A 14573-nucleotide genomic window follows, 5' to 3' on the forward strand; every position below is an offset into this window, starting at 1 on the left:
AAGGTTTTAATGGTGTTCAACTTCATTTGTAATCTCTTTTTTAGTTTTTTCAGGAAGGCTGATGGTGAAAGTTACACCCAATCCGCTGTTTTCTGCTTTTATATTTCCTCCGTGTGCCTGTACTATTTTTTTGGAAATGGCCAGTCCCAGTCCGCTTCCTGTAGGCTTTAAAATATTCTGGTTTTTGGACTGATAAAACTTGTCAAAAATCATTTCCAGATCCTCTTCCGGAATATGTTTTCCGGTATTGAAAATGGTAATTACCAACTCTTGGTCTTTTTCAAATAATTTAGTCTGGATTGTTCCCTGTTCTTCTGTGAATTTTAAGGCATTTCCCCAGATATTCTGAAACAGCTGAATCATTCTCGCTTCATCATATTCAAATATAAAATGATTCAGGAGATTAACTTCACTCAAATGAATATTTTTCTGCTGTATCAGATGAAGGAGAGGGTTTAATGCTTTTTTATACGTTTCAATAATGTTATTTTCCTGAATGTGTAAAGAGATTTCGCCATGCTGTAATTTGTCCAGATAAAGAATATCGTTGATGATTTCGCTTAATCTGTCAGATTCTGTAATGATATTGTTTAAAAACTCCTGTTTGATGTCAAAAGGAATATCATCATCATCGGCTAAAATTTCTCCGGCAGAGCGTATGGCAGTGATTGGAGTTCGGAGCTCATGCGCAACAGAGTCCAGGAAGTCGTCTTTTTGACGGTCTTTGATGATCAGACTTTCGTTAGCTGTTCTTAGGTCATCTGAGAGTTTTTGTAATTCTTCAGACTGTTCAGTAAGTTTTTTATTTAAGCTGATATTTTCTTTTGATTCTTCAAGGATATTTAAAACTTCTTTTAAAGATATTTTATCTTCTTTGGTTACTCCTTCGATCAGTATTTTTGCGGAAGCTGTACCGATTCTTCCGGCTAAAAGGTTTTCTGAAAATTTGATAAATCTTGAATCCGCAGTTTCAGTTTTTGAATCAATATTATATTTTAAATTAAAAATTCTTAAGGCTTGCTCTGTTTTATTTTTGCCTAAAAAACGTTCCAGAATATTCTGAATGTCTGAAATATAAGCTGTTCCACGCCAGATGAAAGCATTTTCATGATTCTGAATATATTTGTCAATATCTACATACAATTCAGCAAAGTTTCTCTCACGGTAATTTCCTTTTGAACTCACGGAAACAATAGTAAACAGACTTGTATTGACCAGCATTGACCAGAAAAAGATCTGCGGAATTCTCCCTAAATAAGGAATGGTAAAAAAGCCGAAAGCATCATACATTTCCCTGATTATTCCTTTGAATTCCTGATTGTAGGAAAAATAATACTGAGGAATAATTAATCCAAAATAACAGATCACTAATCCGGCTAAAAGACCTGTAACAGCACCTTTATAACTTCCTCTTCTCCAGAATAAGGCCCCGAAAAATGCAGGAGCCAATTGTGCGATGACAACAAATGAAATTAATCCTACGGAATCCAGTGATGTTTTTAGAATGAAATATTTATAGAAGGCAAAAGCCATAATAATCAGGGCAAAAATGCTGAACTTTCTGATGTTGGTGATGCTTCTCGTATTTTTTTCTTCGCTTTCAGATTTTAATTTTCCCAGCAATCCGTATGGAATGATAAGGTTGTTGGAAAGCATGATGGATAAAGTAATGGCAGAAATAATAATCATGGAAATACATGAGCTTAATCCACCAAGAAAAACAAGCACTGTGATTAAAGTATTATCAAAATGCTGTGGAATGAGAATAGAATAGAACTCAGGATTTACTTTCTGTCCATCGAAAATTAATCTTCCTCCCCATGCAATCGGGAAAATGAATATGGTAAAAATTAAAAGATAAAGCGGGAAAAACCAAATGGCTGTTCTGATATGCTTTTCCTGTCTGTTTTCTACAATTGCAGTGTGGAACTGTCTCGGAAGAATGCAGATCGCTGTGGCGGAAATCATACAGAGAACCATCCAGTTCATGGCTCCTTCAATTCCGTTGAATGTATTTTTTTCTTTAAAATCTTCGAACTTACTTGCCTTCTCATAAATATCAGAGAATCCATCAAAAGCATAATAAATAACGAAAAGTCCAAGAATAATGATAAAAAATAGTTTCAAAAAACTTTCCAGAGCAATGGCGGAGATAATTCCCAGCCTTTTTTCCGAAGCATCCACGTATCGTGTTCCGTAATAAGAGGAAAATAGTGCAATTAAAACCACTACAAAAGTTGCATTGTCCGTTAGAATATCTTTAGACATAGGTGTTTCTGTCACCAAATGAAAGGTTTCAGAAATAGCTTTGATCTGCAGTCCGATATAAGGAACTATGGCCAGAAGGCAGACTACTGTGATAATTGCACTCAGGCTTCTGCTGTTACCGTATCTCAATGAAATGAAATCGGCAAGGCTGCTTATTTTATTGACTCTTGAAATTCTTACAATCCAGGTATTGATGTAGATCCACGCCGGAATAATCATAATAGGGCCAATATAAATCGGAAGATAGTTTAATCCGCTTGTAGCTGCCACGCCAATACTTCCATAATAGGTCCATGCAGTACAATATACTGCAAGAGACAAAGCGTAGATATATGGATTGTTGATCCATACTTTACTCCTTTTCTTCTCTGCCAGATGAGCAACTAAGAAAAGAAGAGCCAGGTAAAACAGAACAACAAAAAATAAAGCGAAACTACTCATCATGCCTTTTTACAATTACAAAAGAAATCACAATGGAGATCATCCAGATCACGAACAGATAGATCAGGATCATAGGATAGCCCAAGACTTCCCTCTCACTGTTGAAAAGCAATGAAATAGGAATACTGAAAGCAATCATAAGCCCTACACTCAGTATGATAAGTTTTTGCTCGTGTCTTTTTTTCATAAATGATTTTTAATAAAAGATAATTGATGAATCACTGCATTCATCAATTATCTCTATTGTTTTTAAATTTTATCGTCAGAATATTCTCCTTTTAAGGCATAATAACCGAAAATGGCCATTCCGCCTGAGATAATCGGCATCAGCACAAAAAGAATGATGATGCCAAAAACCAGATCTTCCTGTTTTCCGGATGCGATTTTTGGTATTCCCAATACCGTAATTCCGAAATAGCCTACAATTACTGCTATTGCAATCCAGAGAATGCCTAATATTTTTTTTAGTCCGTTCATTTTAGTTGTTTTAAAATTAATAAAAATTTGAGTGATTCAGTACCTAATCGTGAAGATTATTGTTCTTATTTTTAAGATAAAATAATCCGATGATCAAACACACTGTAGCGACTCCAATCGGATACCAAAGCCCTTCCAGATACCATGTCGCATGTCCTGCTTCTTTTCCTGTGGTTACCAGATAAGTTGCTACCGCCGGAAGAAGTCCACCGAAGACTCCGTTCCCAATATGGTAAGGCAATGACATTGAAGTGTAACGGATTCTCACAGGGAACATTTCGACAAGGAAAGCAGCGATTGGTCCATATACCATAGTCACAAATATCACTTGAATGAATACAAGGAAGATAAGATACCATTTGGTGTCATCACTTAATTTTAAACTTTGAGAAACTTTGGCTTCCTCAGCTTTTCCGTCTTTCATGACAACTCCTGCAGGCGACCAGTGAACAATACTGTCTTTTTTGATTAAGGTTCCATCGGTATAAAGAGTTTCTTTGTGAAAAGTAACTAAACTGTCTGTTGCAATATCATTGTGGATTTTTGCCGTTCTTTTTTCGGTAATCCCGTTGGCTGCAACCGTTTTATTTTCGAGGTTGACACTCTTGAACATGCTGTCATAAATGGGTCTGTAGGCTAAAATAGCAACTAACATTCCGGTCATCATCACCGCTTTTCTTCCGATTTTATCAGATAGCCATCCGAAGAATACAAAAAAAGGTGTTCCTAAAAATAAAGCCGTTGCCATCAATGAATCCACTTGTGCAGATTCTACATTCATTACTTTTTGAAGGAAACTCATCGCATAGAACTGCCCTGTATACCAGATTACCCCTTGTCCCATCGCTGCTCCGAATAAAGCCAATAGGACAAACTTGAAGTTATATTTATTTCCAAAACTTTCTTTTAAAGGATTTTTAGAGGTTTTACCTTCGCTTTTGGCTTTCGCAAAAAGAGGAGATTCCTTCATATTCTTTCTGATGATGTAAGATACAGCAACCATTAGAATAGAAATCCAGAATGGAACTCTCCATCCCCAGGTATCGAATTCTTCTGCAGACAGCGTTGTCTTAGTGATGAGAATGACAATTAATGAAATGAAAAGTCCGGCTGTTGCAGTCGTCTGAATCCATGAAGTCCAGTATCCACGGCGATGAGGTTGGGCATATTCTGCAACATACGTGGCTGCACCTCCATATTCACCTCCTAAAGCAAGTCCTTGAAGTAACCTCAAGATTAAAACTAGAACGGGAGCCATAAAGCCAATGGTTTCATAACTTGGAATACATCCGATCAGGAATGTAGAAAATCCCATAATCAGTAAAGTAACAAGGAAAGTGTATTTTCTTCCGATAATATCTCCCAGTCTCCCGAAAAATAATGCTCCGAAAGGCCTTACCACAAATCCGGCAGCAAAAGTTGCCAAAGTAGATAAAAAGGCAGCTGTAGGATTGTCAGCAGGGAAAAATTTGGTAGCTAAAACAACGGCCAAACTTCCAAAAATGTAGAAGTCATACCATTCTATTAATGTTCCAAGGGATGAGGCGGTGATCACGCTCCAGATGGTGCGGTTTTTCTGCCTGTCGGTCATATTTTCGTAGGTTTCGTGATGATTTTCACTCATATCGATTAGTTTTTGATGTTAGTGGAATAGGATTTAATTTGAAATTGTTTTAAACCATTAAGGGTTTTTAAGGGGTTAAGACTAATTAAGATTATAGCTAAAGCATTTTATTCAGCGGTATACTTTATCCATCTTTGGTGGAGCTTAACATATCTTAATTTCTTTACTCTATCTTAATGGTTCAGATTTTATAGGTAGATTTGAAACTGTACAATGAATTCTCCTTTAGAAGAAGGGCTTTCTGTAGGACTTGTATAAACAGGTCTTGTTGAATATTGTGTGGTTATTTTTGCATGATGTCCGTCTATGAACCAGTTGGCTCCCACATCAAACTGTGATGAAGATTTATCGAAAGCCTCAAAACTTTTGTGCGTATAAGCGGCAAAAGGTTGTATTCTGATTTTTGGCTTTTCTGCCTGACTTGGTAATAGTAAACCAGCCTGTGCGTAGATAATATTACCTGTTCCGATGGTCGGTTGTAGATTTCCTGGTCCTGCAATGGCTTTATTGCCGATGAAATTAGGATCTGATGCCCCAATATTCATCGTTCCCAGATTTCTTACATAGTTGGGGCCGAAATTGTAATTATAATATCCTGCATATGCTGAAACGGCCATCTTGTTTTTCGCTTCTCCCAAAGGAATGTCTGCGAAAGCATCTACTGCGAAAAGAGTGATGTCATGCTTTTCAATATTTGAATTGACGGAAGTTCTTGTTCCATCAGCCTGATGATAAAAACCGGCTCCTACATTGAATACTTTTTTCGTTCCCAGGTAAGACCCTACTTTGAAAGGCAGTGTATTGGATTCTTCATCAAGGAATTGATATTCAACATATCCTGCCTTTGAGAAACTTGGGTTTCCGTTGTTATCTACGGCTACAGCTTTTGAAGGATCTGTTACATTCACAGGAATAAGATCTGTGGAGAAAGGTTTGTTTAAGCTGAAACGATACTCCAGTTTTCCGTATTTTCCTTTAGCAAACATTCCCAGTTGTCTTGCAAACTGGTCGGAATTGTCAATCAGTGGCCATGAAAAAACAGGAGAATCTAATGTGAGGAAATTAAGCGTAGAAGCCATAGTCATACGGGAAAGTCCCATATAGTAATGAAGTCCCGCCCCTAAAGTTAAACTGAATTTTCCTGCTTCTCCAGGTAAAATAACTGCGTATTCGTTCCAGGCATCATGAAAAAATAACTGGGTTTTCTTTCCGTTTCCATAACCGCCTGTGCCTGAAGTTCCTGAAGCGCCACCGTTAATGAATGTCTGATTGTTGATTCCGAAATGAAGGAGAATCATGTATCTTTTAGAAATTTGAGCATACGTTAAAGCACGTAATCGTCTGTTTCCCAGGCTCCATGAATTGTCGGTAGGTTCGCCTCCTACCATAGTTCCGGGGTTCATGGAAGTGTTTCTTAGCCAAAACTGGTCCCATAAAATAAATCTGACGAATTTATCACCGTTTTGGTTGAGGTTAATTTTTAAGCCATTGCCATAATCAGGAGAGCCTTGTGAGTAGGCAGAACTGCTGATTAAGGCTAATCCAATGAATGTAAGTAATTTCTTCATAAATTATCAATTTTTGGCGTTGTTTTTTGTGAATGCCAAATTGTAATTAATAATTTGTTTATGAAAATTTAATATATATTATTGGTAATAGTATAGTTATGATTTGTGAAGCTTTGAGTTTCGGGGTGAAGGATTCGGGTTTCGGGATTCGGGTTTTTGTAATTCGGGATTCGATATTTTAAAATTATAATTTTTAATAATTTGATATACAATATTTTGTGAGGATGTTTTTCCCTTGATTTTTAAACCTCGTAACCCGCAATGTTTTCATAGTCGCATTATATAACTCGGATCCTGTACCCCGTAACTCGCACCCCGAACCATGCACTACTTTTTAAATCTTTCCCATTTAATCAGCATGTATTTATCTGCAAACTGGGTGATGATAATTCCGGAATTTTTAATGTTTTCCTCCTGTGCAATGTATTCAATGAGTTCGCTCTGTTTCAGGATTTTATAGACAGGATGGAATTCTGAATGAGGAGGTCTTGTGATGTTGTATTTTTTTATCCATGAGCTTATTGTAACATGGGAAACTCCGATGATTCTTTCGATTTCACGGTAACTTAAGCCTTCTAAATAAAGCTGAAGAGCTTTGGTGACATAGTAATCATCAATTTGTTTTCCCAGTTTTTTGACGGTAAAATAATAGTTGCAGTCTTTGCAGTGGAAGCGTTGTTTCTCATTAATGATACCGCTTTTTACTACTTTGATACTCTTGCATTTAGGACAGGTGTTTTCCATAACTATATTATTTTAGCAAATATATAATAAATTAGCAAATGTATATTTTTCTGTAAAGATAATTTTACCTGCTTAAAATTTTAAAACAAAAAAAATATCTTTTTTATTTGGATTTAAAAGAAAATATATTTTAAATTTGCCAAAAAAATTAGATAAATAAATGGAAATAGAAATTTCCTCATGCGAACATCTAATGTATGTGAGTGAAATACAGCAGGAAATGTACGATTCTGCACAGCGTAGAGGGACGGGTATCGCAAAACGTTCTATAGAATATTTGAGTAAGAAGATTTCAGAAGGCAATGCTGTGGTAGCCACTGAAAACGGCGAGTGGGTAGGTTTCTGTTATATAGAGACCTGGTCACATGGGAAGTTTGTGGCCAATTCGGGGCTGATTGTGTCACCGAAATTCAGGAACGGAGGAGTAGCTACTCAGATTAAGCAGAAAGTTTTCCAATTATCTAGAGATAAATATCCGGATGCGAAAGTATTTGGTTTGACAACAGGTTTGGCAGTAATGAAAATCAATAGTGATTTAGGCTATAAGCCGGTCATTTATTCTGAACTGACTCAGGATGAGGAATTCTGGAATGGTTGCAAAAACTGCGTGAACTATGAGATTTTAATGATGAAGGAACGCAAAAACTGTCTGTGTACAGCCATGTTATTTGTTCCTGAAAATGATAAAAAAAAAGATGAGGTAGTAGATAATCTGCCTGAAAGTAAATATTTTGAAATGAGTCAGGCTGATTTTGAGTATTCTGCTCAGAATTCGATTGATGAGTTCCATTTGACAATTAATAAAAATAAAAAGAGTCCAGATGAAAAAGAAAGTCATCTTAGCGTTTAGCGGAGGTTTAGATACTTCCTACTGTGCTAAATATCTTAGTGAAACACTAGGATATGAGGTGTATGCAGTTACTGTAAATACCGGAGGTTTTTCAAAAGAAGAGGAAAAAGAATTGGAGAGAAAAGCTTTAAACCTTGGGGTAAAAGAATACAGGTGCGTTGACGCTCAGGAAGATTATTATAATTCATGTGTGAAATATCTGATTTTCGGGAATGTACTGAAAAACAATACCTATCCTCTTTCTGTAAGTGCTGAACGTACTATTCAGGCGCAGGAAATTGCAAAATATGCTATTGAAGTACAGGCAGATGCTATTGCTCACGGAAGTACGGGAGCTGGAAATGATCAGGTTCGTTTTGATCTGATTTTCCAGGTGATGTGCCCGAATATTGAAATCATTACACCCATCCGTGATATGGCTTTGTCCCGTGAAGAGGAAATTGAGTTTTTGAAAGAACATGGTTATGAAATGGAATTCCAGAAAGCGCAATATTCTGTCAATAAAGGACTTTGGGGAACTTCAGTAGGAGGAAAAGAAACATTGACATCAAGGAATTATCTTCCGGAGGAAGCTTTTCCGTCTCAAATTAAAGAAACTCAGCCTTCAGAACTGGAGATCGAGTTTAAAAACGGAGAAGTGGTAGGAGTCAATGGAGAAAGCTTTGAACATTCAGTATATGCCATTCAAAAAATAGAAGAATTGGCTTCAGCATATGGAATTGGTCGTGATATTCACGTAGGAGATACCATTGTTGGAATTAAAGGACGAGTAGGATTTGAAGCAGCAGCGGCATCGGTGATTATCAAAGCGCATCATTTATTGGAAAAGCACACTCTTTCAAAATATCAGCAAATGATGAAGTCTCAGTTATCCGATTGGTATGGAAACTGGCTTCATGAGGCACTTTTCTTAGATCCTGTGATGAGAAATATTGAGTCTTTCTTAGTAGATTCTCAAAAAACAGTGAGTGGAAAAGTATTTGTAACGCTTCACCCATACAGATTTATTTTGAATGGAATTGAATCTGCTCATGATCTGATGTCTGATAAATTCGGAAGCTACGGAGAAGCTAACAGAGCGTGGACGGGAGAAGATGTAAAAGGATATACTAAGATTGTAAGCAATTCTTTAAATATATACCATCAGATTAACCAAAATATCAACTAGTTCCGAAGGGACGATATAATGAAAGGCAGCACAAAATGCTGTCAGAATTAAAATGAAGAAAACAGTAGGAATAATTGGTGCCAACGGTTATACAGGAAGTGAGCTGATACGCTTACTGGCTTTTCATCCCCATGTGACATTGAGTTTTTTATATAGTCGTTCGAATTCGGGAACAAGAATTTCGGATCTGTACCCGGATTTAACGACGGTTTGTGAAATGGTTTTGACGGACAAACCTGAAGACGTAGATATTCTTTTTCTGTGTCTTCCGCATAAAGAAAGTCAAAACTGGTTAACTCAGAATCCTGTTAAAGATGAAACATTGGTGATTGATCTTGGAAACGATTTCCGTTTGGAAGGAAATTTCGGAAACAGAGATTTTATCTACGGATTGCCTGAAGTCAATAAAAACCAACTGGTGGGTGCTAAAAGCATCGCGAACCCGGGATGTTTTGCTACGGCCATTCAATTGGCATTGTTGCCATTGGCAGAAAAAGGAGTGTTAAATGAAGTTTTTACTACAGGGATTACAGGTTCTACGGGAGCCGGACAATCTCTGCAGGCTACCACTCATTTTACCTGGAGAAATGATAATGTTTCAGCGTACAAAACATTAACTCATCAGCATGTTGATGAGATTTTGCAGCAGCTGATTTCATTCAATAATAAAGAAGTAACCCTGAATTTTGTTCCATGGAGAGGAGATTTTGCAAGAGGGATTTTTACAAGTTCCACCATGAAGACGGATTTGACGTTGGAGGAAATAGAACAATTGTATCAGGATTTTTATGCGGAGGAGCCTTTTGTTACGGTAAGTAGCAGGGCAGTTGATTTAAAGCAGGTTGTCAATACCAATCGCTGTGTGATTCAAATCGAAAAGAGTGGAAATGTTGTCGTTATTCACTCAGCGATTGACAATTTGTTAAAAGGTGCTTCGGGACAGGCTGTTCAGAATATGAATCTGGCGATGAACTGGGAGGAAAATGCAGGATTGAACCTGAAACCGATAGCATTCTAATATAGAAAGTAGATTGATGTATGGGAACTCGAAACCCGAATCCCGCATCCAGCATCATTCATTATTTATCAATTATCACTTATAAAAAGACATGAATTTATTCAACGTATATCCATTATTTAACATAAATCCGGTAAAAGCTCAGGGATCATTTCTTTGGGATGATAAAGGAGAGCAGTATCTTGATTTTTACGGAGGTCATGCTGTGATTTCTATTGGTCATAATCACCCGCATTATCAGAACAAACTGAAAGATCAGCTGGAAAAAATATCTTTCTATTCTAACTCTGTTCAGAATGAATTACAGACTGAACTGGCAGAGAAATTAGGAAAGCTTTCAGGGTATGAAGATTATAACCTTTTCTTATGTAACTCTGGAGCGGAAGCGAATGAAAATGCATTGAAATTGGCTTCTTTTCATAACGGAAAAAGTAAAGTACTTTATTTCTCAGGTTCATTCCATGGAAGAACTTCTGCAGCGGTTTCTGTGACTGATAATCCAAAAATTGTGGCTCCGGTTAACTTCTCCGAAAGATTTATCAAATCAGAATGGAATGATGTAAAACAGCTAGAAGAAACCTTTGAACAATTTGGGAATGAAATTTCATCCGTAATCATCGAAGGAATTCAGGGAGTAGGAGGAATTATGATTCCAACTCCGGAATTTTTATCTAAAATCAAAGAATTGTGTGAAAAATATGATGCCGTTCTTATTTTAGATGAAGTTCAGTCCGGATACGGAAGAAGCGGATATTTCTTTGCGCATCAGGAATTTGGTGTAGAAGCAGATATTATTACGACAGCTAAAGGAATGGGGAACGGATTTCCTGTTGGCGGAGTTTTGATTCATCCTAAATTCCAGGCAAGCAACGGTTTGCTGGGAACTACATTTGGAGGGAATCATCTGGCTTGTGCTGCTTCAATTGCTGTTCTGGAAGTTATGAAAGATGAAAATCTTCTTGAAAATGCTCAACAGATGGGTGAGTATATTGAAAATGAAATTAAAGATTTACCACATATTAATTCCATCCGAAGGAAAGGATTGATGATCGGAATAGAACTGGACAGAGACTGTTCGGAAGTAAGGAAAGAACTCCTTTTCGGTCATCATATTTTCACAGGAAACTCGAATGATAAAACAGTGTTGAGGATTCTTCCGGCGCTGAATATCAAAAAAGAGGAAACAGATCTTTTCATCAATGCTTTGAAAGCAGTGTTGGGAAGTATTTAAGATGTAAAAGGCAAAATAGCAAAAAGGTACTGCGTTTGTCATTCTGAATGTAACGAAGTGAAATGAAGAATCTCTTACAATATAACAACGCAAGATTCTTCCTTCGTCAGAATGACAAAACAAATGTCAATTGTTGAGTGAAACACCCTTGCGTTAAAACTCTCAAAAATGTGTAAACACAATCTTTAAAATCAATTCAAAATGAAAAAATTTACCTCTGTAAGTGATGTAGAAAACTTACAGGAAATCATAAAAAAAGCTTTACAGATAAAAGCAGACCCTCTTACTGAAACGCAAAAAGGAAAGGGGAAAACAATCGGACTTGTATTTTTAAACTCAAGTTTGAGAACCCGTCTGAGCAGTCAGATCGCAGCTCAAAACCTAGGGTTGAATGTATTGACCTTAAATGCCGCACAGGAAGCCTGGAATCTTGAATTTGCAGATGGAGCGGTAATGAATGGTGATACTGTAGAGCATATCAAAGATGCAATCGAGGTTTTAAATCAATATTGCGATATCATTGCAGTACGTTGTTTTGCAGGAATGAAGAGTAAAGAAGATGATGTGAATGAAAGCATCTTAAGCCAGTTTGAAAAACACGCAAAAGTTCCTGTGATTTCATTGGAATCTGCTACACGCCACCCACTGCAAAGCTTAGCAGACTGTATTACCATTACAGAAAACTGGAAAAAAGACCATAAACCAAAAGTGGTATTGACCTGGGCACCGCATATCAAACCTATTGCTCATGCCGTTGGAAATTCTTTCGCAGAATGGATGCAGGAAATGGATGTGGAATTGGTAATTGCCAATCCGGAAGGGTATGATTTGGATAAAAACTTCACAAAAGATGTGAAAGTGATCCATGATCAGGATGAAGCCTTGAAAGATGCAGATTTTATCTATGTGAAAAACTGGTCTTCTTTTGATGACTATGCTGCAATGCCTGAAGTAAAAGGCGACTGGATGCTTACGAATGAAAAATTAGCCAATACCAACGCTGCGAAAGTAATGCACTGTCTTCCGGTTCGTCGTAATGTAGAGCTGAGTGATGAGGTTATGGATGGAGATCATTCTATCATCTATCAGCAGGCGAAAAACCGAATTTTCTCTGCACAGGCAGTGTTTAGTGAAATTTTAGATGAATTAAAAGCCTGAAATAATCCTTGTCAAGGTTTAAATCTTAGCAAGGATAGAAAGAGGTAAGGATCTCAAAAAGTTGACAATGAAAGAAAAGTTATACATCATAAAAATTGGAGGAGCTTTAATTGATGATGAGGAATTATTAAACCAATTCTTAGAACAATTTTCTGAAATTCAGGAAAAAAAGATCCTTGTTCATGGCGGTGGAAAGCTGGCAACAACACTGGCGGATAAACTGGGCATCGAACAGAAAATGATCAACGGAAGGAGGATTACGGATAAAGAGACATTGGATATTGTAACGATGGTATATGCGGGAGGAATCAATAAAAATATTGTTGAAAAGCTGCAGCAGAAAAAATGCAATGCCATAGGATTCTCAGGAGCAGATGGAAATCTGATCAAAGCTAAAAAAAGAGAACATCCTGAAATCGACTTTGGATTTGTAGGAGATATCAATAAGAAAAGTGTGAACAGAAAGCTGGTTTCAAAACTCATCAAGCTGGACCTTGTTCCTGTGTTTTCAGCGATTACCCACGATAGAAAAGGAAATCTTTTCAATACCAATGCGGATACCATTGCTTCTGTGATGGCGCAAGCCCTTTCAGAGAAATATGAAGTTGAATTGTTGTATTGTTTTGATAAAGAAGGAGTTTTAGAAGATGTAAACAATCCTGAATCGGTGATCAAAAGTGTAACTGAGGAAGATTTTACTGTATTAAAAGAAGAAGGGAAACTTCACAAAGGGATTTTACCCAAACTTGAAAATGCTCTGGGAGCCATAAAAAATAATGTAGACAAAGTGTTTCTGATCAAAGAAACAGAATTGAAAAACCATATAGAAAATCATCATGCAGGAACTGAAATCTGTTTATAATAAAGAAGAGCTATTGAATAATGCGGTCGGATTGCTTAAAAATTTGATTGAGATTCCTTCATTCAGTAAAGATGAGTTCAATACGTCGGTAGAAATTGAGAATTTTTTCAAAAAACACCAGATTCCTACCAAACGTTTTAAAAACAATATCTGGGCGGTAAATAAGCATTTTGATGTTTTTAAACCTTCTGTTTTACTGAATACCCATCATGATACGGTAAAACCCAACAAAGCGTATACGCTGGATCCGTTCATTCCTGTAGAAAAAGAGGGGAAACTGTTCGGATTGGGAAGTAATGACGCAGGAGCTTCTTTGGTTTCTATGGCACAGGTTTTTTTGCATTTTTATGATAAAGAAGATTTAAAATATAATTTAGTTATTGCTTTGACGGCAGAGGAGGAGATTTCAGGGTTTGATGGAATAGAAGCTTTGTTTCCGCAGCTACCCAACGTAGAACTCGCTATTGTAGGAGAACCCACGCAGATGAATCTGGCGATTGCAGAAAAAGGACTTCTTGTAATTGATGGAGAAATGAAAGGTACTCCTTCTCATGCCGCTCATCCTAATGATGATAACTCGATTGTAAAATGTATGCAGGATCTGCAGAATATTTTAGACTTTAAATTTCCAAAGGTTTCAGAATATCTGGGAGAAGTTAAGGTTACTTTATCCGGAATTCATGCAGGGGTACAGCATAATGTTGTTCCTGAGTCGTGCAATTTTACACTGGATGTAAGGGTAACAGATGAATATTCCAATCAGGAAACGTTTGATATCATTCAGTCTCAGATGAAATCTACGTTAACGGCCAGATCTTTCAGACTGAATTCCTCCAAAATCGAAATGGATCATCCGTTTGTAAAAGCAGGAATTGAAATCGGAAGAACCACCTACGGTTCACCAACCTCTTCAGATCAGGCGATCATTCCATGTACATCGGTAAAAATGGGACCTGGAGACAGTAGGCGCTCTCATACTGCAGATGAATTTATCTATATCCATGAAATAGAAGAAGGAATAGAAATTTACATCAGAATTTTAGAAAAAGTGTTATAAAAATGGAAGATGAGTGTAGGAAAAGGGAAGTTATTGCAGTATGTTATTAGCTTCCGGCTTCCAGCCTCAGGCTTTCAGCCCAATATATGTTTTGACTCCGCCCGGCA

Annotated in this window: 13 protein-coding genes; 7 read left to right on the forward strand and 6 right to left on the reverse strand. The window is 37.1% G+C overall.

The window, feature by feature from the left end; genetic code table 11:
* Positions 1-6: 6 nt before the first annotated feature.
* From NK356_RS13585 to NK356_RS13610, 6 genes are all read right to left on the reverse strand, one after another.
* Positions 7-2709: an ATP-binding protein gene (locus tag NK356_RS13585; RefSeq protein WP_253317235.1), complete on the reverse strand. Its 2703-nt coding sequence runs from the start codon at positions 2707-2709 to the stop codon at positions 7-9.
* Positions 2702-2896 (reverse strand): hypothetical protein, encoded by a 195-nt coding sequence (locus NK356_RS13590; protein WP_213278718.1) that lies wholly within the window; start codon positions 2894-2896, stop codon positions 2702-2704. Before NK356_RS13590 ends, NK356_RS13585 begins: the two co-directional genes overlap by 8 nt.
* 62 nt (positions 2897-2958) lie before the next feature.
* The gene (locus tag NK356_RS13595; RefSeq protein WP_034696261.1) at positions 2959-3186 is read right to left on the reverse strand and encodes a DUF6814 family protein; all 228 of its coding nucleotides are present in this window, start codon (positions 3184-3186) and stop codon (positions 2959-2961) included.
* A gap of 43 nt (positions 3187-3229) precedes the next feature.
* The gene (locus NK356_RS13600; RefSeq protein ID WP_051934342.1) at positions 3230-4810 is read right to left on the reverse strand and encodes an MFS transporter; all 1581 of its coding nucleotides are present in this window, start codon (positions 4808-4810) and stop codon (positions 3230-3232) included.
* Between the two features lie 188 nt (positions 4811-4998).
* Positions 4999-6378, reverse strand: coding sequence for a porin (locus NK356_RS13605; protein ID WP_253317230.1), 1380 nt, complete (start codon positions 6376-6378; stop codon positions 4999-5001).
* 327 nt (positions 6379-6705) lie between these two features.
* The gene (locus NK356_RS13610; protein ID WP_034696257.1) at positions 6706-7122 is read right to left on the reverse strand and encodes a helix-turn-helix domain-containing protein; all 417 of its coding nucleotides are present in this window, start codon (positions 7120-7122) and stop codon (positions 6706-6708) included.
* A 160-nt stretch (positions 7123-7282) separates the two neighbouring features.
* Between NK356_RS13610 and NK356_RS13615 the strand changes: the two genes are divergently transcribed.
* From NK356_RS13615 to NK356_RS13645, 7 genes are all read left to right on the forward strand, one after another.
* Positions 7283-7972: a GNAT family N-acetyltransferase gene (locus NK356_RS13615; protein ID WP_034696255.1), complete on the forward strand. Its 690-nt coding sequence runs from the start codon at positions 7283-7285 to the stop codon at positions 7970-7972.
* Entirely contained in the window at positions 7944-9140 is a 1197-nt protein-coding gene (locus tag NK356_RS13620) for an argininosuccinate synthase (RefSeq protein ID WP_034696251.1), read from the forward strand. Before NK356_RS13615 ends, NK356_RS13620 begins: the two co-directional genes overlap by 29 nt.
* A gap of 52 nt (positions 9141-9192) precedes the next feature.
* The gene (argC, locus tag NK356_RS13625; protein WP_253317231.1) at positions 9193-10158 is read left to right on the forward strand and encodes an N-acetyl-gamma-glutamyl-phosphate reductase; all 966 of its coding nucleotides are present in this window, start codon (positions 9193-9195) and stop codon (positions 10156-10158) included.
* Between the two features lie 91 nt (positions 10159-10249).
* A complete protein-coding gene (locus NK356_RS13630; protein WP_253317232.1) occupies positions 10250-11389 on the forward strand; it encodes an aspartate aminotransferase family protein in 1140 nt (379 codons plus the stop codon).
* Positions 11390-11590: 201 nt separating this feature from the next.
* Positions 11591-12547 (forward strand): N-acetylornithine carbamoyltransferase, encoded by a 957-nt coding sequence (locus NK356_RS13635; RefSeq protein WP_034696248.1) that lies wholly within the window; start codon positions 11591-11593, stop codon positions 12545-12547.
* Between the two features lie 67 nt (positions 12548-12614).
* A complete protein-coding gene (argB, locus tag NK356_RS13640) occupies positions 12615-13409 on the forward strand; it encodes an acetylglutamate kinase (protein ID WP_034696339.1) in 795 nt (264 codons plus the stop codon).
* Positions 13384-14466, forward strand: coding sequence for a M20 family metallo-hydrolase (locus NK356_RS13645; RefSeq protein WP_253317233.1), 1083 nt, complete (start codon positions 13384-13386; stop codon positions 14464-14466). The genes argB and NK356_RS13645 overlap by 26 nt, the downstream gene beginning before the upstream one ends.
* Positions 14467-14573: the final 107 nt, after the last annotated feature.

The organism is Chryseobacterium sp. S0630 (genome assembly GCF_024158915.1).
Taxonomy (GTDB): domain Bacteria; phylum Bacteroidota; class Bacteroidia; order Flavobacteriales; family Weeksellaceae; genus Chryseobacterium.

Bases quoted from the DNA above. Each gene is read 5' to 3' on its own strand.
- argB (WP_034696339.1), top strand. From the start codon at position 12,615: ATGAAAGAAAAGTTATACATCATAAAAATTGGAGGAGCTTTAATTGAT.
- NK356_RS13635 (WP_034696248.1), top strand. From the start codon at position 11,591: ATGAAAAAATTTACCTCTGTAAGTGATGTAGAAAACTTACAGGAAATC.
- NK356_RS13585 (WP_253317235.1), bottom strand. From the start codon at position 2,709: ATGAGTAGTTTCGCTTTATTTTTTGTTGTTCTGTTTTACCTGGCTCTT.
- argC (WP_253317231.1), top strand. From the start codon at position 9,193: ATGAAGAAAACAGTAGGAATAATTGGTGCCAACGGTTATACAGGAAGT.
- NK356_RS13620 (WP_034696251.1), top strand. From the start codon at position 7,944: ATGAAAAAGAAAGTCATCTTAGCGTTTAGCGGAGGTTTAGATACTTCC.
- NK356_RS13600 (WP_051934342.1), bottom strand. From the start codon at position 4,810: ATGAGTGAAAATCATCACGAAACCTACGAAAATATGACCGACAGGCAG.
- NK356_RS13610 (WP_034696257.1), bottom strand. From the start codon at position 7,122: ATGGAAAACACCTGTCCTAAATGCAAGAGTATCAAAGTAGTAAAAAGC.
- NK356_RS13595 (WP_034696261.1), bottom strand. From the start codon at position 3,186: ATGAACGGACTAAAAAAAATATTAGGCATTCTCTGGATTGCAATAGCA.
- NK356_RS13590 (WP_213278718.1), bottom strand. From the start codon at position 2,896: ATGAAAAAAAGACACGAGCAAAAACTTATCATACTGAGTGTAGGGCTT.
- NK356_RS13630 (WP_253317232.1), top strand. From the start codon at position 10,250: ATGAATTTATTCAACGTATATCCATTATTTAACATAAATCCGGTAAAA.
- NK356_RS13615 (WP_034696255.1), top strand. From the start codon at position 7,283: ATGGAAATAGAAATTTCCTCATGCGAACATCTAATGTATGTGAGTGAA.
- NK356_RS13605 (WP_253317230.1), bottom strand. From the start codon at position 6,378: ATGAAGAAATTACTTACATTCATTGGATTAGCCTTAATCAGCAGTTCT.
- NK356_RS13645 (WP_253317233.1), top strand. From the start codon at position 13,384: ATGCAGGAACTGAAATCTGTTTATAATAAAGAAGAGCTATTGAATAAT.